This window comes from Kitasatospora sp. NPDC127111 (genome assembly GCF_042677465.1).
Lineage (GTDB): Bacteria > Actinomycetota > Actinomycetes > Streptomycetales > Streptomycetaceae > Kitasatospora.
In genome coordinates, this window is sequence record NZ_JBHXTG010000001.1 from 148,187 (window position 1) to 173,090 (window position 24,904).

Genomic DNA, 24,904 nt, shown 5'->3' on the forward strand with positions numbered 1-24,904 from the left:
TGACGACCAGTGCTTGACGTCAACTTCTTCGACGAGCTCCGCATCGGCCTGGCCACCGCCGACGACATCCGCCAGTGGTCGCACGGCGAGGTCAAGAAGCCGGAGACCATCAACTACCGCACCCTGAAGCCCGAAAAGGACGGCCTCTTCTGCGAGAAGATCTTCGGCCCGACCCGGGACTGGGAGTGCTACTGCGGTAAGTACAAGCGCGTCCGCTTCAAGGGCATCATCTGCGAGCGCTGCGGCGTCGAGGTGACCCGCGCCAAGGTGCGCCGCGAGCGGATGGGCCACATCGAGCTGGCCGCCCCGGTCACCCACATCTGGTACTTCAAGGGTGTCCCGTCCCGTCTGGGCTACCTGCTCGACCTGGCGCCGAAGGACCTCGAGAAGGTCATCTACTTCGCCGCCTACATGATCACCTGGGTGGACGACGAGCGTCGCCAGCGCGACCTCCCGTCCCTGGAGGCGCACGTCTCGGTCGAGCGCCAGCAGATCGAGAACCGCCGCGACGCCGACCTCGAGGCCCGCGCCAAGAAGGCCGAGACCGACCTGGCCGAGCTGGAGGCCGAGGGCGCCAAGGCCGACGTGCGCCGCAAGGTGCGCGAGGGCGCCGAGCGCGAGATGAAGCAGCTGCGCGACCGCGCGCAGCGCGAGCTCGACCGCCTCGACGAGGTGTGGGCCCGCTTCAAGAACCTCAAGGTCCAGGACCTCGAGGGCGACGAGCTGCTCTACCGCGAGCTGCGCGACCGCTTCGGCACCTACTTCTCCGGCTCGATGGGCGCGGCGGCCCTCAAGGACCGCCTGGAGACCTTCGACCTGGCGGAGGAGTCCGAGCGCCTGCGCGAGATCATCCGCACCGGCAAGGGCCAGAAGAAGACCCGTGCGCTGAAGCGCCTCAAGGTCGTCTCGGCGTTCCTGCAGACCACCAACAAGCCCAACGGCATGGTGCTGGACTGCGTCCCGGTCATCCCGCCGGACCTGCGTCCGATGGTGCAGCTGGACGGTGGCCGCTTCGCGACCTCCGACCTGAACGACCTGTACCGCCGCGTCATCAACCGCAACAACCGCCTGAAGCGGCTTCTCGACCTCGGCGCGCCCGAGATCATCGTGAACAACGAGAAGCGCATGCTCCAGGAGGCGGTCGACGCCCTGTTCGACAACGGTCGTCGCGGCCGCCCGGTCACGGGCCCCGGCAACCGTCCGCTGAAGTCCCTCAGCGACATGCTGAAGGGCAAGCAGGGTCGTTTCCGCCAGAACCTGCTCGGCAAGCGCGTCGACTACTCGGCCCGTTCGGTCATCGTCGTCGGCCCGCAGCTCAAGCTGCACCAGTGCGGTCTGCCCAAGGCCATGGCGCTGGAGCTCTTCAAGCCGTTCGTGATGAAGCGCCTGGTCGACCTGAACCACGCGCAGAACATCAAGTCGGCCAAGCGCATGGTCGAGCGCGCCCGCCCGGTCGTGTGGGACGTGCTCGAAGAGGTCATCGCCGAGCACCCGGTGCTGCTGAACCGTGCACCCACCCTGCACCGCCTCGGCATCCAGGCCTTCGAGCCGCAGCTGGTCGAGGGCAAGGCCATCCAGATCCACCCGCTCGTCTGCACCGCGTTCAACGCGGACTTCGACGGTGACCAGATGGCCGTCCACCTGCCGCTCTCCGCGGAGGCGCAGGCCGAGGCCCGCATCCTGATGCTGTCCTCGAACAACATCCTGAAGCCGGCCGACGGTCGCCCCGTCACCATGCCGACCCAGGACATGGTGCTCGGTCTGTTCTTCCTGACCTCGGACCGCGAGAACGTGAAGGGCGCCGGCCGCTCCTTCTCGTCGACCGCCGAGGCGATCATGGCCTTCGACGCCCGCGAGCTGGACGTCCAGGCCCCGATCGAGCTGCGCCTGCCGATCGGCACCGTCCCGCCCCGCGGCTGGACCGCGCCGGTGGACGAGGACGGTCAGCCGACCTGGTTCGAGGGCGAGTCCTTCCGCCTGAACACCACCCTGGGCCGCGCGCTCTTCAACGAGCTGCTGCCCGAGGACTACCCGTTCGTCGACTACGAGGTGGGCAAGAAGCAGCTCTCCGCGATCGTCAACGACCTGGCGGAGCGCTACCCCAAGGTCGTCGTCGCGGCGACCCTGGACAACCTGAAGGCGGCCGGCTTCCACTGGTCGACCCGCTCGGGTGTCACCGTCTCGATCTCGGACGTCATCGTCCCGCCGAGCAAGCCCCAGATCCTGGAGGGCTTCGAGGCGAAGGCGGAGAAGGTCCAGAAGCAGTACGAGCGCGGTCTGATCACCAACGACGAGCGCAAGCAGGAGCTCGTCGGCATCTGGACCCAGGCGACCAACGAGGTCGCGGACGCCATGTCCGCGAACTTCCCGAAGACGAACCCCATCTTCATGATGGTCGACTCGGGCGCCCGAGGGAACATGATGCAGATGCGCCAGATCGCCGGTATGCGTGGTCTGGTGTCGAACGCCAAGAACGAGACCATTCCGCGACCCATCAAGGCGTCGTTCCGTGAGGGTCTCTCCGTGCTGGAGTACTTCATCTCCACCCACGGTGCCCGTAAGGGTCTGGCCGACACCGCCCTCCGTACCGCCGACTCCGGCTACCTCACCCGTCGTCTGGTCGACGTCTCCCAGGACGTCATCATTCGCGAGGAGGACTGCGGCACCGAGCGCGGCCTGAAGCTGGCGATCGGTTCCGTGGGCGCCGACGGCGTGCTGCGCAAGGCCGACGACGTCGAGACCAGCGTGTACGCCCGCATGCTCGCCGAGGACATCACGGTGGACGGCAAGCTCCTCGCCACCGCCAACACCGACCTCGGTGACGTGCTGATCGACGAGCTGATCCGCCACGGCATCGCCGAGGTCAAGACCCGCTCGATCCTGACCTGTGAGTCGGCCGTCGGCACCTGTGCCATGTGCTACGGGCGCTCGCTGGCCACCGGCAAGCTGGTCGACATCGGTGAGGCGGTCGGCATCATCGCCGCCCAGTCCATCGGTGAGCCCGGTACCCAGCTGACCATGCGTACCTTCCACACCGGTGGTGTGGCGGGTGACGACATCACCCAGGGTCTGCCGCGTGTCGTCGAGCTCTTCGAGGCCCGTACCCCCAAGGGTGTGGCCCCGATCTCGGAGGCCGCCGGCCGCGTCCGCATCGAGGACACCGAGAAGACCCGCAAGCTGGTCATCACGCCGGACGACGGCAGCGACGAGATCGCCTACCCGGTCTCGAAGCGCGTGAAGCTGCTCGTCAGCGAGGGCGAGGCGGTCGAGGTCGGCCAGAAGCTGACCATGGGTGCCACCAACCCGCACGACGTGCTGCGGATCATGGGCCAGCGTGCCGTCCAGGTCCACCTGGTCGCCGAGGTCCAGAAGGTCTACAACTCGCAGGGCGTGTCGATCCACGACAAGCACATCGAGATCATCATCCGGCAGATGCTCCGCCGCGTGACGATCATCGAGTCGGGCGACGCCGAGCTGCTCCCGGGCGAGCTCGTCGAGCGCGGCCGCTTCGAGCAGGAGAACCGTCGCGTGGTCTCCGAGGGCGGTCACCCCGCCTCCGGCCGTCCGCAGCTGATGGGTATCACCAAGGCCTCGCTGGCCACCGAGTCCTGGCTGTCGGCCGCCTCCTTCCAGGAGACGACCCGGGTCCTCACCGACGCGGCGATCCACGCCAAGTCGGACCCGCTGCTGGGCCTCAAGGAGAACGTCATCCTCGGTAAGCTCATCCCGGCCGGTACGGGTCTGCCCCGCTACCGCAACATCCGGGTCGAGCCGACCGAGGAGGCCAAGGCCGCCATGTACTCGGCCGTCGGCTACGACGACTACGACCTGTCGCCCTTCGGCGCCGGCTCCGGCCAGGCGGTCCCGCTGGACGACTACGACTACGGCCCGTACACCGGCTGAGTCGCGCGTCACCGATCGCAGGGCGGTCACCCCATCCGGGGTGGCCGCCCTGCGGCGTTCCCGGCTCCGTCCGCGGGGGCGTTCCGCGCTGTCTCCGGTGCCGTCGGATCAATCGATTGGGCTTCTCGGGCGAAGTCGCGTAGGGTCGTGTTCACCGACGCGGGGTGGAGCAGCTCGGTAGCTCGCTGGGCTCATAACCCAGAGGTCGCAGGTTCAAATCCTGTCCCCGCTACTGCATCGAAGGGCCCGGAGGCATCTCGCCTCCGGGCCCTTCGGCGTTCCCGGGCCCGGCCGCCGCGGGGCGCCTCACCGGCTCCGGCTCCCCCGGGCGGGGGAGGCGGGGAAACCGCCCGTCCGGGCGAGGCGGCGGCGGGGCGGGGCGAGGGAGGCTCTTCGGCGTCGGAACGGACGGACGTGGAGGGGAGCCGAGGATGAGGCGGGCACTGGGGGCGGCGGCGATCACGGGCGCGGTGCTGCTCGGGATGTCGGGATGCGTCTGGGACGACGACGAGCGGCGGGACGTCTCGTACGCGGTGACCGAGCCGGTGCGGGTGCTGGTGGTCGAGGGGCACACCGGCGGGGTCACCGTGCGCGGCGGAGCCGGCAGCGGGGCGAAGGTCACCGAGCACCAGAGCTTCGACGGCGAGGCGCCGCGCAGCAGCCACGAGCTGAAGGACGGCACGCTGACGCTGACCTACGACTGCGACGAGTGCGGGATCGGCTACGAGATCGACGTGCCGGCCGGGACGAAGGTCCGGGTGACGGCCGAGACCGGCGGGGTGCGGCTGAGCGGGCTGGCGGGCGAGGTCGAGGCGACGGTCTCCACCGGCGGGGTGGAGGCGAGCGGGCTGACCTCGCCGACGGCGCTGCTGCGGTCCGGGACCGGCGGGATCGAGGCGTCCTTCGCCGCCGCGCCGGGGAAGGTCGAGGCCCGGACCGAGACCGGCGGGGTCCGGCTGCGGGTGCCGGCCGGGGACGCCTACGCGGTGGACGCGAGCGCCGGGACGGGCGGGGTGGAGGTGGCGGTGCCGCGGCAGCCGGGGGCGCCGCGCAGCATCCTGGCCCGGACCGGGACGGGCGGTGTCACGGTCGGGAACGGGTGAGCACGGCGTGCCGGCCGTCCTGCCGGTGGGGCATGATCTTCTCCGCGGGAGTGACCTCCCGGTGTCCGGGGGAGGGACGAACGTGGGACGAGTGGCGCGCTGGTGGACCCGGCTGGCCGGGGGCAGTCCGTACCTGCTGGACGTCCCGCTGGCGCTGTTCTCGTTCGCGGTGTCGGTCTGGTCGGTCTGGAACGACGACACGGACTGGCCCTGGTGGGTCTATGCGATGACGCTCGGCACCGCCCTGCCGCTGCCCTGGCGGCGCCGGGCGCCGCTGGCGGTGGCCGCGCTCAGTGGACTGGCGTCGGTTCCGGTGTCGGTGCTCGCCCACTCGGTGATGCCGCAGATCCCGGTGTACGCGGTGGTCACCATCTACACGGTGGCGGACCGGGCCGCGGACTGGCAGCGCGGGCTGCTGCTGGGGGTCCTGGTGGTCTCCAACATCCTGGGCACGCACTCGGTGAACGGCGCGTTCTTCAGCCTGCTGCTGACCATCGGCACCTTCGTCTTCGGCTCGCTGGTGCGCGAGCTGCGCCGGCTGGCGCGGGCGGAGACCGAGCGGGCCGAGGAGGCCGGGCGGCGGGCGGCCAGTGACGCGGCGCGGGCGGTGGCCGAGGAGCGGTCCCGGATCGCCCGGGAGATGCACGACATCCTGGCGCACGCCGTCTCGCTGATGGTGATCCAGGCCGAGGCCGGGCCGCTGGTGGTGCACGGCGATCCCGAGCGGGCGGTCCGGGCGTTCGACACCATCGCCGACACGGGCCGCGACGCGATGGTGCAGCTGCGCCGGGTGCTCGGGGTGCTGAAGGAGGACGGCGCGGCGCCGGAGCTGGCGCCGCAGCCGCGACTGGCCGAACTGACCGCGCTCGCCGAGCGGGTGCGCGGGGCCGGGCTGCGGGTCGAGCTGGAGCTGGACGGCGACGACCGCGGCGGGCCGGTGCCGGCCGAGGTGCAGGCGGCGGCGTACCGGATCGTGCAGGAGGCGCTGACCAACACCGTGAAGCACTCCGGTGCCTCGCGGGCCTCGGTGCGGGTGGTCCGGGCGGGGGAGGAGCTGGCGGTGCTGGTGTCCGACGACGGGCGCGGGGTGCGGCTGCGGGCCGACCGGGCGGTGAGCGACTGGTCCGGCGGGCGGGGTCTGGTCGGCATCCGGGAGCGGGCGGCGGCCTGCGGCGGACGGGCCGAGGCCGGGCCCGGACCGCGGGGCAGGGGTTTCCTGGTGAGCGCCCGGCTGCCGTTGGGCGCAGCGGGCCTGGCGGAGAGGGTGGGCGGATGACGCCGATACGGGTCGTGGTCGCGGACGACCAGGAGCTGGTGCGGGCCGGGTTCGGGATGATCCTGGACGCGCAGCCGGACATCGAGGTGGTCGCGGAGGCCTGCGACGGCGCCGAGGCGGTCGAGGCGGTCCGCGAGCACCGTCCCGACGTGCTGCTGCTCGACGTCCGGATGCCGGTGATGGACGGTCTGGAGGCGGCCCGCCGGGTCTGCGCCGAGTACCCGGACACCAAGGTGATCATGCTGACCACCTTCGACATCGACGACTACGTGTTCGACGCGCTGTACGCGGGGGCGAGCGGGTTCCTGCTGAAGGACGTCCGGCGGGACGACCTGGCGCACGGGGTGCGGATGGTGGCCTCCGGCGAGGCGCTGCTGGCGCCGTCCGTGACCAGGCGGCTGATCGGCGAGTTCGCCGCGCGCCGGCCCGGCTCCCCCGAGCGGGCGGTGCGGGCGTCGTCCCGGCTGCTGGAGCAGCTGACCGCGCGGGAGCGGGAGACCTTGCGGCTGCTGGCGCGCGGGCTCTCCAACGCGGAGATCGCGGCCGAGCTGGTGGTGAGCGAGCACACGGTGAAGACGCACGTCAGCAATGTGCTGAGCAAGCTGGGGCTGCGGGACCGGGTGCACGCGGTGGTGTTCGCGTACGAGGCGGGGGCGGTCGTCGCGGGGGAGGGCTGAGGGCCCCGGCCGGGAGGCCCGTGCGGGGCTCCCCGTGCGGGCCTCCCCCGTGCGGGCCTCCCCCTTGCGGGGGAGTGCGGTGGTTCGCCGGTGCGGGCGATCCGCGACGAGGCCCGCGGCGGACAGCATCTGCGGTGTCGGTACGGACCTCGCAGACGGAGCAGACCATGACCTCGAAGCTCGACCTGACCTCGAAGCTCGACCGCCTCACCCCGCTCGCCGTAGTCGGCGGCCCCGCCCTGATGGCGCTGTACGGCGGCATCCGGCTGCTGGACGGCTCCCGGGACCCGGGCCCCGGCTGGATGGTCGGCCACAGCCTGATGTTCGCGGGGCTGCTGCTCTTCGGCGTGGTGCTCGCGGCGCTGCGCGGGCGGCTCGCGCCGAGCGGCGCGGCGGGCCGGCTGACGGCGGACACGGCCGCGGGGGTGGCCTTCGCGGGCCTGGCGGCGTCGCTGGGGCAGATCGGCATCGACCTGTACGTCGGGGCGGTGGCCGTCGACAAGGCGGACCAGCACCGGCTGTTCGACGACATCCAGAGCCGGCCGGGGGTGCTGCCGGCGTTCTACTCGGTCGGCCCGCTGCTCTTCTACGTCGGCCTGCTGGCGCTGCTGGTGGCCGCCTCCACGGGGCGGGCGCGCACGCTGCGCCGGTGGAGCCCGGTGCTGGTGCTGGCCGGCACCGTGCTGGCGGCGGCCGACCTGGCCCTGATCCCGGCGGCCGCGGTGCTCTACCTGGCGGCGCTGGCCCCGCTGGCCGGCTTCGGCGGGCCGGCCGGGCGCGCCGCGCGGCTCGGCGCGTCCTGACCGCCGGGCCGCGGTGGGCGGCACCGCGGGCCCCTCCGGTCCGGGCGGGGCCCCCTCCGGTCCGGGCGATCAAAGGCCGGTCCTGCCCGGGTCGGGGCGCGTCGGGAGTCGACGCGGCGCAGCCGGAATTCCGGTGGCGGCCCGGCCGCCCCGGCCCGTAGCGTCCGGGTCATGAACGCGAAGCGCCCGCTGATCGCCGTGCTCACCGGCGCCGGCATCTCCACCGACTCCGGCATCCCCGACTACCGCGGCCCGAACGGCCTCTGGCAGCGCGACCCGCAGGCCCAACGGCTGGTCACCATCGGCCCCTACCTGGCCGATCCGGAGGTCCGCCGCCGCGCCTGGCTGCTGCGCCGGGACGCGGGCGCGCTCGCCGCCGAGCCCAACGCCGGCCACCGCGCCCTGGTCGAGCTGGAGCGCGGCGGGCTGCCGGTCCGGGTGCTCACCCAGAACGTCGACGGCCTGCACCAGCGGGCCGGGCTGACGGCCCGCAAGGTGCTCGAACTGCACGGCACCGCACGGGAGGTGCAGTGCGTGGCGTGCCGGGAGGTGGGGTCGATGGCGGAGGCGCTGGAGCGCGTCGCCGCGGGGGAGCCGGATCCCGACTGCCGGGCCTGCGGCGGGGTGCTCAAGCCCCGCACGGTGATGTTCGGCGAGGCGCTGGACCCGGTGGTGCTGCGGCAGGCCGACGCGATCGCCAAGAACTGCGACCTCTTCATCGCCGTCGGCACCAGCCTCCAGGTCTACCCGGTGGCCTCGCTCCCGCAGATCGCCCTGGAGTCCGGCGCCCGTCTGATCGTGGTGAACGGCGAGCCCACGCCGTTCGACGCGGCGGCGGCCGAGGTGATCCGCGAGCCGATCTCCACCGCCCTCCCGGCGCTGGTGCGGCGGCTGCTGGCCGAACACTCCTGAGCCGTGCACTCGGAAGCCGGGGACTCTTAAAACGGACAGGCCGCGTGCGTACGATGATCACCCCGGCTACCCCCTCACGGCCAGGAGTTGATCGAGCGATGACGACGGCGAAGTTCGACCCCTGGTCGGCGGCGTTCGTGGCCCACCCGTACGACGCGTACGCCGAGCTGCGCGAGCACGCGCCGGTGACGTACTACGAGCCCAGCGGCCAGTGGCTGGTCTCCCGGCACGAGGACGTCAGCGCGCTGCTGCGGGACCGGCGGCTCGGGCGGACGTACACCCACCGCTTCACCCACGAGGAGTTCGGGCGGCCCGCCCCCGACCCGGCGCACGAGCCGTTCCACACGCTGAACGACCACGGACTGCTCGACCTGGAGGCGCCGGACCACACCCGGATCCGGCGGCTGGTCTCCAAGGCCTTCACCCCGCGCATGGTCGAGGGGCTGCGGCCGACCGTGCGGCGGCTCGCCGGCGAACTGGTCGACGGCCTGCTCGCGGCCGGCGGCGGTGACCTGATCACCGCCGTCGCCGAGCCGCTGCCGGTCGCGGTGATCGCCGAGATGCTCGGCGTCCCCGAGTCCGACCGGCACCTGCTGCGCCCGTGGTCCGCCGACATCACCGGCATGTACGAGCTCAACCCGACCGAGGAGGCCGCCCGCCGGGCCGTCACCGCGAGCATCGAGTTCTCCGACTACCTGCGGGCGCTGATCCGCGAGCGCCGGGCCGCCCCCGGCGAGGACCTGATCAGCGCGCTGATCCAGGCCCAGGACGGCTCCGACGCGCTCAGCGAGCAGGAGATGATCTCCACCTGCGTGCTGCTGCTCAACGCCGGCCACGAGGCGACCGTCAACACCACCGGCAACGGCTGGTGGGCGCTGTTCCGCAACCCGGCCGAGCTGGCCCGGCTGCGCGGCGACGTCGACGGCCTGCTGCCCACCGCCGTCGAGGAGTTGATGCGCTGGGACACGCCGCTGCAGCTGTTCGAGCGCTGGGTGCTGGAGGACATCGAGGTCCGCGGGGTCACCGTCCCGCGCGGCTCCGAGGTCGCCCTGCTCTTCGGCTCCGCCAACCGCGACCCCGAGCGCTTCGCCGACCCGGACCGGCTCGACCTCGGCCGCACCGACAACCCGCACCTCACCTTCGGCGCCGGAATCCACTTCTGTCTCGGCGCCCCGCTTGCCAGACTGGAGCTCACCGAGTCGTTCGGCGCGCTGCTGCGCCGGGCGCCGGGCCTGCGGCCGGTCCGCGAGCCCGAATGGCGCCCGGGCTACGTGATCCGGGGGCTAAAGGAACTGCTGGTCGAGGTCTGAGAGGGCCGGGGGGAGCCGGGAATGGGCAAGGCGACGGGGGCACTGCTGGGGCTGGCGATCGGGGACGCCCTCGGGCGGCTGACCGAGTTCCGCACGATCGACGTGATCGCCGCGTACGAGGGCCCGGACTGGCGGCGGCTCCCGCTTCCCGAGAAGGCCCTCGTCACCGACGACACCCAGATGGCGCTCGCCCTCGGCCGCGGCCTGCGCACCGCCCTGGAGCGCGGGCCGCTCGACCCGCTGCGGCTGGAGCCTCCGGTCCGCGCGGAGTACGTGGACTGGTGGCGCTCGCCGGAGAACAACCGCGCCCCCGGCGGCACCTGCATGCGCTCCTGCGAGCGGCTCTCCCACGGCCGCCGCTGGCAGGAGGCGAGCGACGTCGGCTCCAAGGGCTGCGGCGCCAACATGCGGGTCGCCCCGATCGGCCTGGTCCGCGAGCTCGACACCCGGCAGCTGGCCGGCGCGGCCCAGCTGCAGTCCGGGCTCACCCACGGCCACCCCACCGCGCTCGCGGCCAGCGACCTCACCGCGTACGCCGTCCGCAAGCTCGCCGAGGGGCTGCCGCCCGCCGGGCTGCTCCCCGTCCTGCGCGCGTACGCGCTGGCCAGCCGCACCCGCTACGACGAGTTCTGGCTCGGCGACCTCGCGGCGCACGCCCACGACCACTCCCCGGAGTCCTTCATCGCCCGCGGCTGGGACGAGTGCCTCCGCGTGCTCGACCGGCTGGCCGCCGCGCTCGCCGCGCCGGACGTCGAGGCCGACCCGTGCCTGGCCACCGGCGAGGGCTGGATCGCCGAGGAGGCGCTCGCCACCGGGCTGCTCTGCTTCCTGCTGCTGCCGGACGACCCGGTGGCCGCCGTCCGCCGCGCCGCGTACTCCTCCGGCGACTCCGACTCGATCGCCTGTCTGACCGGCGCCTTCGCCGGCGCCCACCACGGCGGGGAGGCCTGGCCGGCGGACTGGGTGGAGCGGATCGAGTACCGGGACGAGCTGCTGGAGCTCGGGGCGCTCTGGGACTGAGCCCCCCGGGGCGGACGGGTGGAACCGGCCGGTGGCCCGCCACGTCGAACCGCCATGACGAGCCGCACGCACGGAACCCGGTCCCCCGCCCGCCGCCCCGCGGTCCTGCTTCTCACCGCGACGCTCACCGCGGCCCTCGCCGCACCGCTGCTCAGCGGCTGCGGCTCCACCGGCGCCGCCGCGCCCGCCGTCGTCCGGGCCTCGGTGACCGCCTCGCCGCCGGCTGCCGACCCGGCGCAGGTCGCCGCCACCGCGGCCGCCACCGACGCCTTCGGCCTGGACCTGCTGCACACCCTCACCGCCGCGCCCGACCGGGCCGGCCGCAACGTGGTGCTCTCGCCGTCCGGCCTGGCCACCGCGCTCGCCATGGTGCTGCCCGGCGCCCGCGGCGCCACCGCCGACGAGCTCGCCAAGGCTCTGCACACCGAGCTCACCCCGCAGCAGTACGCCCTCGCCACCGGCGCCCTGAACCACCGCATCCCGCCCACCGACGGGCTCACCCTGCGGCAGTCCGACGACCTCTGGGCGCAGCAGGGCTTCCCGCTCGACCAGGGCTACCTGGCCACCCTCGCCGCCGCCTTCGACACCGGCGTGCACACCACCGACTTCCGCAAGGACCCGGAGGGCGCCCGCAAGGCCGTCAACGCGGCCGTCGAGAAGGCGACCGAGGGCCGGATCAAGGACCTCTTCGGCCCGAACATGATCAACGCGGACACCCGGCTGGCGCTCACCGACGCGCTCCACCTCAAGGCGAAGTGGGCCTCCCCGTTCAAGGCCGCGGAGACCTCCGACCGGCCGTTCCACCGGCTCGACGGTTCCACCCCCGCCGTCAGCACGATGGCCCAGGCCGGCATGTTCCGCTACGCCGAGGGCTCCGGCGGCATCCTCGGCGAGCCCTGGCAGGCCGTCGAACTCCCGTACGCCGACGGCGGGCTGGCGATGGACCTGCTGGTCCCCGCGCAGGGCGGCTTCGCGGCCTTCGCCAAGGGCCTGGACCAGGCCCAGCTCAAGCTGATCCTGGACTCGCTCGCCGAACGGTCGGTCGACCTCACCCTGCCGCGCTTCCACTTCGACACGGCCAACGAGCTGACGCCGACGCTGCGCGCGCTCGGCGTCAACGCCGCCTTCGACGACGCCGACCTCGGCGGCATCCCCGGGCCCGGCACGTCCGAACGGCTGAAGATCGGCGCCGTGGTGCAGAAGGCCACCATCGAGGTGGACGAGGAGGGCACCGTGGCCGCGGCCGGCAGCGGCGTCAGCATCGGGGTGGCGGGGGCGGCCGCGCCGAAGCGGCCCGTCCAGCTGCACATCGACCGGCCGTTCCTCTTCCTGATCCGGGACACCGGCACCGGCCGGCCGCTCTTCCTCGGCCAGGTCACCGACCCGCAGGCCCGCTGAGCACCGGGTACGGCCGGGCGGCCAGCTTGCCACGGACCGGCCGGCTTACCGGCCGGTCCGGCGCGGCTACCAGGCGGGGTAGCGGCCGCCGAGCGCCGGATGGGCCGGATCCCGGCTGCCGAACAGCACCAGCAGGTCGTCCGCCACCCGCAGCAGCGTCTCGTTGCCCTCCACCGCCTCGGTCCAGGCGGCCGGGAGGGCGGCGGCGCCGAACGCCGCGCCGACCAGGTTGCCGCAGACCGCACCGGTGGAGTCGCTGTCCCCGGAGTGGTTCACCGAGAGCAGCAGCGCCGTCCGGGCCGGGTCCGGGCCGGAGGCGGTGGCCAGCAGGCAGTACACCGCGATGGCCAGGCACTCCTCGGCGATCCAGCCGAGCCCGACCCGCTCCACCGCCTCCGCCGACGGCTCGGACTCCTCGGCCACCCGCACCGCCCGGGCCAGCGCCTGCACGGTCTCCTTGGAACCCGGCAGGTCCCGGACCTGCTCGACGGTCAGCCCGACCGCCGTCCACGGCTCGACCCCGTTCGCCAGCCGCTCGACCAGGGCGGCGAACGCGCCCGCCGCCAGGTAGCCGGTCGGGTGCCCGTGGGTGAGCTGCGCGCACTGCGCGGCCAGCCCGAACGACTGCTCCGCGCCCAGCCGGGCCAGCCCGAACGGCGCCGAGCGCATCACCGTGCCGCAGCCCTTGGAGTGGGCGTTGATCGGCCCCGGCTGCCCGACCGGCGCCGGCGCCTGGAACGCCGGGTGGTACGACACCCCGGTGAGGCAGGCGTTGCCCGGCGCCCGCCGCGCGTACAGGAAGGGCTGCCGCAGCAGCCAGCCGTCGTACGGGCGGGCCAGCGGCTGCTGGTCCGGCGCGCCCTGGCTCTGGGTGAGCAGCCAGCGCCGGTAGGCGCCGTGGACGGCCTCCGGCACCGAGCCGCCGCCGCCCGACCAGCCCCGGACGAAGCCGCGGATCAGGCCCTCGGCGGTGAACAGCGTCATCTGGGTGTCGTCGGTGACCTCGGCGATCCGGCCGCCGGACGGCAGGCCGGTCACCCCGGCCGGGCCGTACTGCTGCCGGATCTGGTGCAGCTGCTGGAACTCCACCGGCCAGCCCAGGGCGTCGCCGACCGCCCCACCGAGCAGCGCCCCGCGCACCCGGTCCGGGTATCCAGGCTCGGTCACCGTCGCTCCCCCTCGTTCGTCCCGGAGTCCGTTCTATCAGGCCCGCCCGCCGACTCCGGATCTCCCCGGCCCGGGTCTCAGGGCCGGATCTCGCCGGCCCGGCCGTGCAGGGCGGCCCGGTCGGCGGCCGCGCGGCCGGCCGCCCAGCCCTCGCCGTCGCTCACCCGGACCCGCTGCGAGACCAGCTTCGGGAACATCCGCCCGACCTCCTGGTCCACCGCCTCGGTCCGGGCCGCCAGCGCGGGCAGCAGCCGCTCGTCCGGCACCAGCTGCTCCTCGGTGCCGTCCTCGCGCAGGTGACGGCCGGCCGCCGCGTCGCTCGTCGCCCGCTCGGTGGCGGCGGCGAGCCGCTCGCGGATCCGGGCGGCGTACGCCACCAGGAAGGAGTGCCGGAAGGCCTTGGTGCGGGAGGCGCCGTCCAGGTGCTGGCGCGAGCCGGCCCGGTTCATCGCGTGCGTGGCCTGCACCAGAAGCGAGGTGTACAGCAGTTCGACGCCGTCCAGGTCACCGTCGAAGCCGATGATCGTGCAGAAGCCGAACTCCTTGGCCCAGACCACCCGGCACCGGTTGGCCGCCGCCACCGCGTCCAGCAGCATCGTCTTGGGGCCCTCGTACGGGTTGTCCACGCCGATCCGCAGCGCCGCCGGGGCGTTCCGGTCCGTGCCGGCGACGGCCAGCAGCGCCTCGTCGATGCTGTGCTGCGCCATCAGCTGCTGGGCCTTGGCGGTGAGCGCCTCCGCCTCCTCCGGGAAGTCGGTGGACTCGGCCTTCGCCAGCAGCGCCCGGATCCGGGACAGCATCCGCGGCTCGCCCGGCACCGGCCCCCGCGCCCGCCGCTCCACCCGGGGCCCCTGCCCGGGGGCCGGGCCGACCGGGGCGACCGGGGGCAGCCGGCCCCAGGACCGCAGCAGCTCCAGCACCGCGGTGGCCAGCGCGAAGCGGTCCAGCCGGTGCCGGTGGGCGAAGGCGGCGAGGTACGCCTCGTCGCCCTGCCACCAGACCGACGCCTCCAGCTCGCGCAACTGCTCCTGCCAGCGTCGGTCGAGCGTCGCCGCCGGGTGCCGGCGCCCCTCGGCGGCGATCAGGTCGACCGCGAGCGCCAGGTGCACCGGCTTCAGCTCCCGCCGCACCACCCGGACCAGGTCGGCCGGGCGCCACCCCGCCGACCAGCACCGGCCGACCGCGGTGTCCGCGTACCCGAGCAGCGCCCGGCTCACCGCCGGCCACTGGGCGGGGGAGGCCGCCAGCAGCGAGGCCCCGGTGTCCAGGGCGAGGTCCAGCGTCTCGTCCGGCGCGGTCAGCACCGCCCCCACCGCCCGCTCCAGCAGCGGCCCGGCGCTCTCGTCCGCCCCGGTCCGCCCCTGCCGCCTGCCCTTGCCCACGGTGTCGCCCGCTCTCCTCGTACCCGCCCTGCGGTCAGGACAGCCTCCCGCCCATGATGCCGGAGCGCGCGGCGGAGCCGGGGGAGACGTCCGCCGGGCCGGCGGTCGGGCGGGGTGAGGGACGCGGGAGTGGGCGGTGGTGCCGGGGTGGGCCGGGGAGGGACGTGGCTCGGGCATGCCGGAGCGCCCGGGCCCCGTGGTGGGGGCCGGGCGCTCCGGGGCCGGGCGCTCCGAGCGGCGCGCGCGTGGTCAGCGTTCGACGGTCTTGGCGAGGATCTCCGGGACGCGTTCCAGCAGGCGGCCGGCCGCGAGGCGGATGCCGAGGAAGGCGACCAGCGCGCCGTAGAGCGGGCCGGCGAGTAGGAGCGGCCAGGCGGGGCCGTCGGTGATCAGGGCCCAGCCGAGGTAGCCGGCCACCGGGGTGCTGAGCAGCGCGGCGCCGAACATCGAGCCGAAGCTGTTCAGCATCACCAGGCCGGCCTGGCCGGGCGCCGCGTTGCGCATCGGGTTGTTGTCGGCCGGCATGGTGTACGGCGCCAGCACGCTGAGCACCGCGCCGATCGCGATGGCGCTGCCCAGCAGGGTGAACGCCACGCCGAGCGCGGGGGCCAGGCCGGCCCAGTCGCCGGTGAAGGCGGCCAGCGCCAACGCCAGCACGAGGGTGACCGGCACCGCGTACGAGAGCACCGCGTAGGCCCGGCCGCGCAGTTCGTCCCGGGCGTCGGCGGGGGTGAGCAGGGTGGCGGCGACCATCCAGAACGCCGAGCCGTCCATGCCGAACAGGTTGAGCATCTGCAGGCCGAGGAACATCCCGGTCGCCGCGATCAGGTAGACGCTGGACCAGCCCTGGACCACCGACAGCACGCAGAGCACCACGGTCATCCCGATGCTGGTGAAGACGGCGGCCTTGGCCCGCGGCTCCCGCCAGGCGTAGCGGAGGTGGCGCTGCATCACCGCGCCGGTCCGGCCCGCGGGCAGGAAGCCCCAGCCGCGGGAGGACTGCACGCCGCGCGCCACCTCCAGGGTGGAGGCGTCCGCGGTGACCATCAGCTGCTGGAGGCTGGCCCGCCACCAGCGCAGGAGCAGCACCAGCAGCGCGGCGGTGGCGGCGAGCTGGAGCAGTGCCAGCCCGTAGCGGCCCTCGCCGGCGGTGCGGGCGGCGTCCACCGCGCTGACCGGCGGCACCCAGCGCAGCACCGAGGCGACCGGTGCGAGCGGGCCGAGGTCGAGCTCGGCGCCGGGCCGGCCGAAGACGCTCTGCGAGCCGAGGTTGGCGATCTGGACCAGCAGGGCGAAGAGCAGGCCGCCGAAGATCGCGAAGTCCTTGCCGCGCCGGCTGGAGAGCAGCCGGGCGTTGCCGGCGGCGACCGAGCGGGAGAGCGTCACCAGGCTGACCACGGCCAGCGGGACGCCGACCACGGCGGCCACCGCGGAGGCGGCGCCGTCCGCGCCGGACAGCGCCGCGCCGGTGACCAGCACCAGCGAGACCAGCGGGCCGGGCCCGATCAGCGCGGCCAGCACCGAGCCGCGCAGCAATGGTCCGGGGCGCAGCGGCAGCATGGTGAGCCGGGTCGGGTCGGAGCTCTCGTCGCTGGTGAAGAGGAAGAGCGGCAGCGCGGCCCAGCCGATCGCGAGCACGCCGGCCAGCATCACGCCGGCGTCCCCGGCGGCACGGGCGCCGCTGTGTCCGTTGAGCAGCGCCATGGCGAGAGCTATCAGGCCGGCGAACAGCAGCCCGACGACGGCGCCGACGACGTAGACGGCGGTCCGGCCGGGGCTGCGCCTAAGCCCGTTGCGGAGCAGCCGGAGCTTGAGCGCGACGAGCGCGCGGACCACCGTCCGGCCGTCGGGCACCGGGGTGGCGGCGGGGTGGGCGCCGGTGGCCTGGGGGGTGCTCACCGCTGCTCGCCCCCGAGCCGGTCACCGTCGGGGTGTCCGTCGCCGGCGGGCGCGCCGTCGGCCCGGCCGGCGCCGAGCCAGCCGAGCGCGGCGCCGTCGTCCTCCCGCACGCCGATCAGGCCGAGGAAGGCCTCGTGCAGGCTGCGGTCGCCGCGGACGGCGTCCAGGGGGCCCTGGGCGATCACCTGGCCGGCGTTGACCACGGCGACCCAGTCGCAGAGCTGCTCGACCAGTTCCATGACGTGGCTGGAGAAGACGACGGTGGAGCCGGCCGCGGCGTACCGCTTGAGCACTCCGCGGATGGTCTGGGCGGAGACCGGGTCGACGCCCTCGAAGGGTTCGTCCAGGAAGAGCACGTCGGGGTTGTGCAGCAGCGCGGCCGCGAGGCCGATCTTCTTGCGCATGCCGGTGGAGTAGTCGGCGACCAGCTTGTCGGCGTCGCCGGCGAGGTCCAGGACGGTCAGCAGCTCCTCGGCGCGGCGGTCCACCTCGGCGCCGGGCAGTCCGCGCAGCCGGCCGTTGTACTGCAGCAGCTCGCGGCCGCTGAGCCGTTCGAACATCCGCAGGCCCTCGGGCAGGATGCCGATCCGGGCCTTGACCGCGACCGGGTCGCGCCAGACGTCGGCGCCGTGGATCAGCACGGTGCCCTGGTCGGGCCGGAGCAGGCCGGTGACCATCGACAGGGTGGTGGTCTTGCCGGCGCCGTTCGGGCCGACCAGTCCGATGAACGCGCCGGCCGGCAGTTCCAGGCTCAGTCCGGCCACCGCGGCCTGGCTGCCGAAGTGCTTCCACAGCCCTTGGATGCTCACCGCCGATCGGGTGCCGGGCGCGGGGGCGGGGGACGGCGGCGCTGACGCCTGCATGGCGGCCTTCTCTACTGATCGGTACGGGTGGTCCGGGCGACAGCCTGCCATCGCCCACCGGCGGCTGTCGCCCCCCTTGATGATCTTCGGCGCGTCTGGGCCGAACGGGTGAGAACGGACGGGGCCGGGCGGGCTCCGCGGCGCGTCCCGAGCCGGTCGCCGAAACCGGCAACTACTCAGCACCCCGGATCGTCCTGCACTATGAGAGTCAGTGAGCGCGAGTGCTCGTCGGGTGTCGGAGGTGGCGGATGGGCGGTCAGCCGTGGGGCGAGCAGGACCCCGGCTACGGGGGCCGGCCTCCACAGGCGTCGCCCGCGCCGTACAACAGGTCGTGGCCGTCCGCATCCCCGTCCTTCGCACCCCAGTCCTTCGGCCCGCAGCCGGCCGGGCCGCTGCACCAGTCGCAGATGCGGGCGGCGCACACCGACCGGGACCGCACGGTCGACGTGCTGAAGGCCGCGTTCGCCGAGGGCCGGCTCACGGCCGACGAGTACGGCCAGCGCTTCGAGGCGGCGAGCGCCGCGCAGACGTACGGCGAGCTCGCCCGGCTGGTGGCCGACCTGCCCTCCGGGCCGATGGTGACGCCGATGACGCTCGCCGGCCCGCCGGTGCCGCAGACCTTCCTGCCGCCGCCGGTCCTGGTGCCGCCGCCGCGGCCGACCAACGCCGCCGCCGTGACGTCCCTGGTGTTCAGCCTGTTCGGACTGGGTCCGCTCGCGGTGGTCGCGGGCCACGTCGCCAAGAGCCAGCTGCGGGAGCGCAAGGAGGACGGCGACGCGATGGCGACCGTCGGGCTGGTCATCGGCTACGTGGAGTGCGCGATCTGGGGCCTGTTCATGCTCCTCCTGGTCGCCGCCTCCGGGGGGCCGGCCTGACGTCCGCCCCCGTCCGGGCCCGCTCCGGTGGCGGCGGCCGTCCGGGTGTGGTAGAGCGGCAGGAGGACGGTCCGACACCGGGCGGCCGCGCGCGGGACACCCGGGCGACACCCGGTCGACGGCCGCGACCTGCGGCGTTGCATTTGTTTTGACCGCGCCGGATGCGCTAGGTACGCTCTGACCTTGTGCCTGGGGTGTCCCCGGGTCCTTGTGCGTGCATGCACACCGGTCGCCGCGCCAAGCCGGAGCGCCTTTTCGGCGCGCCGCGCGTGAGCGCCGTCGCTGTACAGCAGCCCATGGGATTCCGTGCCGGAATAAACCCAACACACCCGACCGCGTGGGTCGACCACGGGGCCGTGTGCGACGGGAACACCGCAGGTTAGTTCCACCAAGCCTTGGCACACAGAAAACGGAGAAACGGTGCCTACGATCCAGCAGCTGGTCCGAAAGGGCCGGCAGGACAAGGTCGAGAAGAACAAGACTCCCGCGCTGAAGGGCTCCCCGCAGCGCCGTGGGGTCTGCACGCGTGTGTACACGACCACCCCGAAGAAGCCGAACTCGGCGCTTCGCAAGGTCGCCCGTGTGCGCCTCACCAGCGGGATCGAGGTCACCGCTTACATCCCGGGCGAGGGCCACAACCTGCAGGAGCACTCCATCGTGCTGGTGCGCGGTGGTCGTGTGAAGGACCTTCCTGGTGTCCGCTACAAGATCATCCGCGGTTCGCTCGACACCCAGGGTGTCAAGAACCGCAAGCAGGCCCGCAGCCGCTACGGCGCCAAGAAGGAGAAGTAAGAATGCCTCGTAAGGGCCCCGCCCCGAAGCGCCCGGTCATCATCGACCCGGTTTACGGCTCCCCGGTCGTCACCCAGCTGGTCAACAAGATCCTGCTGCACGGCAAGCGCTCCACCGCCGAGCGGATCGTCTACGGCGCCCTCGAGGGCGTCCGTGAGAAGACCGGCTCGGACCCGGTCGTCACGCTGAAGCGCGCGCTGGAGAACGTCAAGCCGGCCCTCGAGGTCAAGTCCCGCCGTGTCGGTGGCGCGACCTACCAGGTTCCGGTCGAGGTCCGTCCGGGCCGCGCCAGCACCCTGGCGCTGCGCTGGATGGTCGGTTACTCCCGCGCCCGCCGCGAGAAGACCATGACCGAGCGCCTGATGAACGAGATCCTCGACGCCAGCAACGGCCTGGGCGCTTCCGTGAAGCGTCGCGAGGACACCCACAAGATGGCCGAGTCCAACAAGGCCTTCGCGCACTACCGCTGGTAGTCCGTACCCCGTCACTAGACAGAGAGAGAACGAGCCACCATGGCTGCAACCTCCCTTGACCTCGCCAGGGTCCGCAACATCGGGATCATGGCGCACATCGACGCGGGCAAGACCACCACCACCGAGCGGATCCTGTTCTACACCGGTGTCTCGTACAAGATCGGTGAGGTCCACGATGGCGCTGCCACCATGGACTGGATGGAGCAGGAGCAGGAGCGCGGCATCACGATCACGTCGGCCGCGACGACCTGTCACTGGACGGTCGACGGCGTCGACAACACCATCAACATCATCGACACCCCGGGTCACGTCGACTTCACCGTCGAGGTGGAGCGTTCGCTGCGCGTCCTCGACGGTGCCGTGACGGTGTTCGACGGTGTCGCCGGTGTCGAGCCCCAGTCCGAGACCGTGTGGCGGCAGGCTGACCGCTACGGCGTTCCGCGCATCTGCTTCATCAACAAGCTGGACCGCACGGGCGCGAACTTCTTCTTCTGCGTCGACACCATCGTGGACCGCCTCGGCGCGACCCCGCTGGTGATGCAGCTCCCGATCGGTGCCGAGGCGGACTTCAAGGGCGTTGTCGACCTTGTCCGCATGAAGGCGCTGGTCTGGTCGGCCGAGGCCGCCAAGGGCGAGATGTACGACATCGTCGACATCCCGGCCGAGCTGCAGGAGCAGGCCGAGGAGTACCGCGAGAAGCTGCTCGACGTCGTCTCCAACGTGAGCGACGAGGTGATGGAGCTCGCCATGGAGGGCGAGGACGTCCCCGAGGAGCTGCTGTACGCCGCGATCCGCAAGGGCACGCTGAACTCGGACTTCACGCCGATCTTCTGCGGTACCGCGTTCAAGAACAAGGGCGTCCAGCCCCTGCTCGACGCGGTCGTCAAGTACCTGCCGTCGCCGCTGGACATCGAGTCCATCGAGGGCACCAAGCCCGGCGACGACGAGGTCAAGATCTCCCGCAAGGCCTCGGACGACGAGCCGCTCGCCGCGCTCGCGTTCAAGATCATGTCGGACCCGCACCTCGGCAAGCTCACCTTCGTCCGGGTCTACTCGGGCCGCCTGGAGTCCGGCACCTCGGTGCTGAACGCCGTCAAGGGCAAGAAGGAGCGCATCGGCAAGATCTACCGCATGCACGCGAACAAGCGTGAGGAGATCGACTCGGTGGGCGCCGGCGACATCATCGCCGTCATGGGCCTGAAGCAGACCACCACCGGTGAGACGCTGTCCGACGAGAAGAACCCGGTCATCCTGGAGTCCATGGACTTCCCGGCCCCGGTCATCCGCGTCGCGATCGAGCCCAAGTCCAAGGGTGACCAGGAGAAGCTGGGTGTCGCCATCCAGCGTCTCGCGGAGGAGGACCCCTCCTTCCAGGTCAACACGGACGAGGAGACCGGCCAGACCATCATCGCGGGCATGGGCGAGCTGCACCTCGAGGTGCTGGTCGACCGCATGCGCCGTGAGTTCAAGGTCGAGGCCAACGTCGGCAAGCCGCAGGTCGCGTACCGCGAGACGATCCGCAAGGCCGTCGAGCGGATCGACTACACGCACAAGAAGCAGACCGGTGGCTCCGGCCAGTTCGCGAAGATCCAGATCGCGATCGAGCCGATCGAGTCCGGCGAGGGCTACGAGTTCGTGAACAAGGTCACCGGTGGCCGCGTTCCGAAGGAGTACATCCCCTCGGTCGACGCCGGTTGCCAGGAGGCCATGGAGTTCGGCGTGCTCGCCGGCTACCCGCTGCAGGGTGTCCGCGTCACGCTGATCGACGGTGCGTCGCACGACGTCGACTCCTCCGAGCTCGCGTTCAAGATCGCCGGCTCGATGGCCTTCAAGGAAGGCGCCAAGAAGGCCTCCCCGGCCCTCCTGGAGCCGATGATGGCCGTCGAGGTCACCACGCCCGAGGACTACATGGGCGAGGTCATCGGCGACATCAACGCCCGTCGTGGCCAGATCCGGTCCATGGACGAGCGTCACGGTGCCCGCGTCGTTTCGGCGCTGGTGCCCCTCTCCGAGATGTTCGGCTACGTCGGTGACCTGCGCAGCAAGACCTCCGGTCGCGCGAGCTACTCGATGCAGTTCGACTCGTACGCCGAGGTTCCGCGGAACGTGGCGGACGACATCATCGCCAAGGCCAAGGGCGAGTAAGGACCGGCACCAGCCGGCCCCTTACCCGAGGCCGCAGTACGTCCCGACATTCGGGACGATTGCGAACCCTTAGGCTATTAGGAGGCAACCCGGGAGGATCCGGTCGGATTCTCCCGGGGGCCTCCGGCCCCCACCCGCGGGACGGCATGGGGTGCTCCGGCACCCCGTACCCAACCCGATCAAAGACCAACTGACGTCAGCACGGCGTACAGAACTGTCCTCAGGAGGACTGCAGTGGCGAAGGCGAAGTTCGAGCGGACGAAGCCCCACGTCAACATCGGCACCATCGGTCACATCGACCACGGTAAGACGACCCTTACCGCGGCCATCACCAAGGTGCTGCACGACGCGTACCCGGAGATCAACCCCTTCACGCCGTTCGACCAGATCGACAAGGCGCCGGAGGAGCGGCAGCGCGGTATCACCATCTCGATCGCGCACGTCGAGTACCAGACCGAGGCGCGTCACTACGCCCACGTTGACTGCCCGGGTCACGCGGACTACATCAAGAACATGATCACCGGTGCGGCCCAGATGGACGGTGCGATCCTCGTCGTCGCCGCCACCGACGGCCCGATGCCGCAGACCAAGGAGCACGTCCTCCTGGCCCGCCAGGTCGGCGTCCCCTACATCGTCGTCGCCCTGAACAAGGCCGACATGGTGGACGACGAGGAGATCCTGGAGCTCGTCGAGCTCGAGGTCCGTGAGCTCCTCTCCGAGTACGAGTTCCCGGGCGACGACCTGCCGGTCGTCCGCGTCTCCGCGCTGAAGGCGCTGGAGGGCGACAAGGAGTGGGGCGAGAAGCTCCTCGGCCTGATGCACGCGGTGGACGAGAACATCCCCACCCCGGCTCGCGCCGTGGACCAGCCGTTCCTGATGCCGATCGAGGACGTCTTCACGATCACCGGTCGTGGCACCGTCGTCACCGGTCGTATCGAGCGCGGTATCCTCAAGGTCAACGAGACCGTCGACATCATCGGCATCAAGGACGCCAAGACCACCACCACGGTCACCGGCATCGAGATGTTCCGCAAGCTGCTCGACGAGGGCCAGGCCGGTGAGAACGTCGGTCTGCTGCTCCGTGGCATCAAGCGCGAGGACGTCGAGCGCGGCCAGGTCATCATCAAGCCGGGTTCGGTCACCCCGCACACCGAGTTCGAGGCCCAGGCCTACATCCTGTCGAAGGACGAGGGTGGCCGCCACACCCCGTTCTTCAACAACTACCGCCCGCAGTTCTACTTCCGTACCACGGACGTGACCGGCGTCGTGACCCTCCCCGAGGGCACCGAGATGGTCATGCCGGGCGACAACACCGCCATGTCGGTCGTGCTGATCCAGCCGATCGCCATGGAGGAGGGCCTGAAGTTCGCCATCCGTGAGGGTGGCCGCACCGTCGGCGCCGGCCAGGTCACCAAGATCGTCAAGTAATCTGACGAGCTGGACCTGCCTGCTCCACCAGGCGACCCGAAGGGCCCCGCACACTCCGGTGTGCGGGGCCCTTCGGCGTGTCGGCTGGAAGCGGCGGGGCCGTGTGTGTAGGGCGCGTGACCGCCGGATAGACTGAGCCACCCGCAGCCGTCGCCAGAGCGTGGCTGACCGAGGCCTCTCCGCCCCACTCGCCGAAAGCGCTCCGGAATGACCTCTGCCCCGCTTCTCACGAAGCCCTCGCTCCTCCGGCGTCGCTCGGCCGCCCGCGGGGGTTCGTCGCCCGACGGCCGGACGAAGCGGCCCCGGCTCTACGCGCTCGACGGGATGCGCCTGTTCGCCGCCCTGAGCGTGCTCTCCTTCCACTGGACGGCCTACGTCGGCATCTCCGGAGTGTGGCAGGGCGTCACGCCGAAGGAGGTCCTGCCGCTGGTGAACCGGATGGCGGCCTACGGCTGGCTGGGCGTGGAGCTGTTCTTCGTCATCAGCGGCTTCGTGATCTGCATGAGCTGCTGGGGCAAGCGCCCCGGGGAGTTCTTCGTCTCCCGGGTCGTGCGCCTCTACCCCGGCTACTGGGCCGGCATCGCGCTGACCAGCCTGGTGGTGCTCAACCTCAAGCAGTTCGCGCGTTCCGGCGCGGGCGACGGACTCAACGCCAGCACCATCCTCGGCAACCTGACCATGCTTCAGACGCCGCTCGGAATGCGGCACGTGGACGGCGTCTACTGGACGCTCTGGGTCGAGATGCGGTTCTACCTGCTGTTCGCCATCGTCGTGGCGACCGGCCTCACGTACCGCAAGGTCGTGGCGTTCTGCGGGATCTGGACGATCCTGGCGGTGCTCGCCCCGCAGGCGCAGATCCCCCTGCTGAGCACCCTCGCCATGCCGAACGAGTCGCCGTTCTTCATCGCCGGCGTCGGCATGTTCCTGATGTACCGCTTCGGTCAGAACCTGCTGCTCTGGGGGATCGTGGGCTTCTCCTGGATACTCGCGCTGACCCGCCTCGGCTCCATCCAGGAGATCTACGTCAACGTCCTCGGTCACCCGCTGTCCTGGAACGTCATGGCCGCCGCGGTGACCGCCGCCTTCGCCCTCGTCCTGGGCGCGGCGCTGGGCCTGTTCGACTGGGTGCAGTGGAAGTGGCTGACGATCGCCGGGGCGCTCACCTACCCGCTCTACCTGATCCACCAGGAGATCGGCTGGACGCTGATCCACTACCTGCTCACCAAGGACTTCGGCGTCAAGGCGGCGCTGGCCACCACTCTGGCCGTGGTCCTGGTGGCGGCCTGGCTGATCCACCGGCTGGTCGAGAAGCCGGTCTCGCGGATCCTCAAGAACGCACTGGACCGTTCGATGGCGACCCTGCGCCGGGTCTCGGACGAGCCCGCCCCGGTGAAGCACTGACAGAGGCATGAGAGCCGGGTGAATGCGTAGCCCAAGAAGCATTCATGCAGCGGTAAAAGCCTGCTGCTAGCCTGGCC

The 24,904-nt window shown here is 72.2% G+C and carries 19 protein-coding genes and 1 tRNA gene; 16 read left to right on the plus strand and 4 right to left on the minus strand.

Translation table 11 applies throughout. The annotated features are described in order from the left end of the window. Positions 1–9: 9 nt before the first annotated feature. The 10 genes from ACFVHB_RS00735 (at position 10) to ACFVHB_RS00780 (ending at position 12,402) form a co-directional block, all read left to right on the plus strand. Entirely contained in the window at positions 10–3,903 is a 3,894-nt protein-coding gene (locus ACFVHB_RS00735; protein ID WP_380314068.1) for a DNA-directed RNA polymerase subunit beta', read from the plus strand. 158 nt (positions 3,904–4,061) lie between these two features. Beyond that, positions 4,062–4,135 (plus strand) — tRNA-Met (locus ACFVHB_RS00740). A gap of 199 nt (positions 4,136–4,334) precedes the next feature. Then, a complete protein-coding gene (locus ACFVHB_RS00745; protein ID WP_380314069.1) occupies positions 4,335–5,006 on the plus strand; it encodes a DUF4097 family beta strand repeat-containing protein in 672 nt (223 codons plus the stop codon). 82 nt (positions 5,007–5,088) lie between these two features. Continuing rightward, the gene (locus ACFVHB_RS00750) at positions 5,089–6,282 is read left to right on the plus strand and encodes a sensor histidine kinase (RefSeq protein WP_380314070.1); all 1,194 of its coding nucleotides are present in this window, start codon (positions 5,089–5,091) and stop codon (positions 6,280–6,282) included. After that, entirely contained in the window at positions 6,279–6,959 is a 681-nt protein-coding gene (locus ACFVHB_RS00755) for a response regulator (protein ID WP_380314071.1), read from the plus strand. Before ACFVHB_RS00750 ends, ACFVHB_RS00755 begins: the two co-directional genes overlap by 4 nt. Before the next feature lie 167 nt (positions 6,960–7,126). Beyond that, a complete protein-coding gene (locus ACFVHB_RS00760) occupies positions 7,127–7,762 on the plus strand; it encodes a hypothetical protein (protein ID WP_380314072.1) in 636 nt (211 codons plus the stop codon). A gap of 171 nt (positions 7,763–7,933) precedes the next feature. Beyond that, a complete protein-coding gene (locus ACFVHB_RS00765) occupies positions 7,934–8,674 on the plus strand; it encodes an NAD-dependent deacetylase (protein WP_380314073.1) in 741 nt (246 codons plus the stop codon). 98 nt (positions 8,675–8,772) lie between these two features. Continuing rightward, a complete protein-coding gene (locus tag ACFVHB_RS00770; protein WP_380314074.1) occupies positions 8,773–9,984 on the plus strand; it encodes a cytochrome P450 in 1,212 nt (403 codons plus the stop codon). A 21-nt stretch (positions 9,985–10,005) separates the two neighbouring features. After that, positions 10,006–11,004, plus strand: a complete 999-nt coding sequence (locus ACFVHB_RS00775; protein ID WP_380314075.1) for an ADP-ribosylglycohydrolase family protein — start codon at positions 10,006–10,008, stop codon at positions 11,002–11,004. Between the two features lie 54 nt (positions 11,005–11,058). Continuing rightward, on the plus strand, positions 11,059–12,402 hold the full coding sequence (locus ACFVHB_RS00780) for a serpin family protein (protein ID WP_380314076.1): 1,344 nt from the start codon (positions 11,059–11,061) through the stop codon (positions 12,400–12,402). Positions 12,403–12,468: 66 nt separating this feature from the next. Here ACFVHB_RS00780 and ACFVHB_RS00785 read toward each other — a convergent pair whose 3' ends face one another. From ACFVHB_RS00785 to ACFVHB_RS00800, 4 genes are all read right to left on the minus strand, one after another. Then, complete coding sequence (locus ACFVHB_RS00785; RefSeq protein ID WP_380314077.1) at positions 12,469–13,569, minus strand: ADP-ribosylglycohydrolase family protein; 1,101 nt, start codon at positions 13,567–13,569, stop codon at positions 12,469–12,471. A gap of 77 nt (positions 13,570–13,646) precedes the next feature. Beyond that, the gene (locus ACFVHB_RS00790; RefSeq protein ID WP_380314078.1) at positions 13,647–14,951 is read right to left on the minus strand and encodes a DUF2786 domain-containing protein; all 1,305 of its coding nucleotides are present in this window, start codon (positions 14,949–14,951) and stop codon (positions 13,647–13,649) included. A gap of 249 nt (positions 14,952–15,200) precedes the next feature. Next, positions 15,201–16,850 carry a transporter gene (locus tag ACFVHB_RS00795; RefSeq protein WP_380314079.1) on the minus strand — a complete coding sequence of 550 codons (1,650 nt, stop codon included), beginning with the start codon at positions 16,848–16,850 and terminating at the stop codon, positions 15,201–15,203. Beyond that, positions 16,847–17,713 (minus strand): ABC transporter ATP-binding protein, encoded by an 867-nt coding sequence (locus ACFVHB_RS00800; protein ID WP_380314080.1) that lies wholly within the window; start codon positions 17,711–17,713, stop codon positions 16,847–16,849. The genes ACFVHB_RS00795 and ACFVHB_RS00800 overlap by 4 nt, the downstream gene beginning before the upstream one ends. A 248-nt stretch (positions 17,714–17,961) precedes the next feature. Here ACFVHB_RS00800 and ACFVHB_RS00805 point away from each other — a divergent pair, with 248 nt between their 5' ends. The 6 genes from ACFVHB_RS00805 to ACFVHB_RS00830 all read left to right on the plus strand — a co-directional run bounded on the left by ACFVHB_RS00805 (position 17,962) and on the right by ACFVHB_RS00830 (position 24,827). Beyond that, complete coding sequence (locus tag ACFVHB_RS00805) at positions 17,962–18,588, plus strand: DUF1707 and DUF4190 domain-containing protein (protein WP_380314081.1); 627 nt, start codon at positions 17,962–17,964, stop codon at positions 18,586–18,588. Positions 18,589–19,008: 420 nt separating this feature from the next. Continuing rightward, complete coding sequence (rpsL, locus tag ACFVHB_RS00810) at positions 19,009–19,380, plus strand: 30S ribosomal protein S12 (protein WP_014144289.1); 372 nt, start codon at positions 19,009–19,011, stop codon at positions 19,378–19,380. A gap of 2 nt (positions 19,381–19,382) precedes the next feature. Then, entirely contained in the window at positions 19,383–19,853 is a 471-nt protein-coding gene (gene rpsG / locus ACFVHB_RS00815) for a 30S ribosomal protein S7 (protein WP_030055803.1), read from the plus strand. Between the two features lie 39 nt (positions 19,854–19,892). Further along, a complete protein-coding gene (gene fusA / locus ACFVHB_RS00820) occupies positions 19,893–21,998 on the plus strand; it encodes an elongation factor G (RefSeq protein ID WP_380314082.1) in 2,106 nt (701 codons plus the stop codon). Positions 21,999–22,232: 234 nt separating this feature from the next. Further along, positions 22,233–23,426: an elongation factor Tu gene (gene tuf, locus ACFVHB_RS00825; protein ID WP_380314083.1), complete on the plus strand. Its 1,194-nt coding sequence runs from the start codon at positions 22,233–22,235 to the stop codon at positions 23,424–23,426. Between the two features lie 207 nt (positions 23,427–23,633). Beyond that, positions 23,634–24,827, plus strand: coding sequence for an acyltransferase family protein (locus ACFVHB_RS00830; protein ID WP_380314084.1), 1,194 nt, complete (start codon positions 23,634–23,636; stop codon positions 24,825–24,827). Positions 24,828–24,904: the final 77 nt, after the last annotated feature.

What these genes read in the sequence shown, in the direction of transcription:
- ACFVHB_RS00775 (WP_380314075.1), top strand. Translation starts at nt 10,006, where the DNA reads ATGGGCAAGGCGACGGGGGCACTGCTGGGGCTGGCGATCGGGGACGCC.
- ACFVHB_RS00805 (WP_380314081.1), top strand. Translation starts at nt 17,962, where the DNA reads ATGGGCGGTCAGCCGTGGGGCGAGCAGGACCCCGGCTACGGGGGCCGG.
- ACFVHB_RS00745 (WP_380314069.1), top strand. Translation starts at nt 4,335, where the DNA reads ATGAGGCGGGCACTGGGGGCGGCGGCGATCACGGGCGCGGTGCTGCTC.
- ACFVHB_RS00770 (WP_380314074.1), top strand. Translation starts at nt 8,773, where the DNA reads ATGACGACGGCGAAGTTCGACCCCTGGTCGGCGGCGTTCGTGGCCCAC.
- fusA (WP_380314082.1), top strand. Translation starts at nt 19,893, where the DNA reads ATGGCTGCAACCTCCCTTGACCTCGCCAGGGTCCGCAACATCGGGATC.
- ACFVHB_RS00765 (WP_380314073.1), top strand. Translation starts at nt 7,934, where the DNA reads ATGAACGCGAAGCGCCCGCTGATCGCCGTGCTCACCGGCGCCGGCATC.
- ACFVHB_RS00760 (WP_380314072.1), top strand. Translation starts at nt 7,127, where the DNA reads ATGACCTCGAAGCTCGACCTGACCTCGAAGCTCGACCGCCTCACCCCG.
- ACFVHB_RS00800 (WP_380314080.1), bottom strand. Translation starts at nt 17,713, where the DNA reads ATGCAGGCGTCAGCGCCGCCGTCCCCCGCCCCCGCGCCCGGCACCCGA.
- ACFVHB_RS00830 (WP_380314084.1), top strand. Translation starts at nt 23,634, where the DNA reads ATGACCTCTGCCCCGCTTCTCACGAAGCCCTCGCTCCTCCGGCGTCGC.
- ACFVHB_RS00780 (WP_380314076.1), top strand. Translation starts at nt 11,059, where the DNA reads ATGACGAGCCGCACGCACGGAACCCGGTCCCCCGCCCGCCGCCCCGCG.
- rpsG (WP_030055803.1), top strand. Translation starts at nt 19,383, where the DNA reads ATGCCTCGTAAGGGCCCCGCCCCGAAGCGCCCGGTCATCATCGACCCG.
- ACFVHB_RS00755 (WP_380314071.1), top strand. Translation starts at nt 6,279, where the DNA reads ATGACGCCGATACGGGTCGTGGTCGCGGACGACCAGGAGCTGGTGCGG.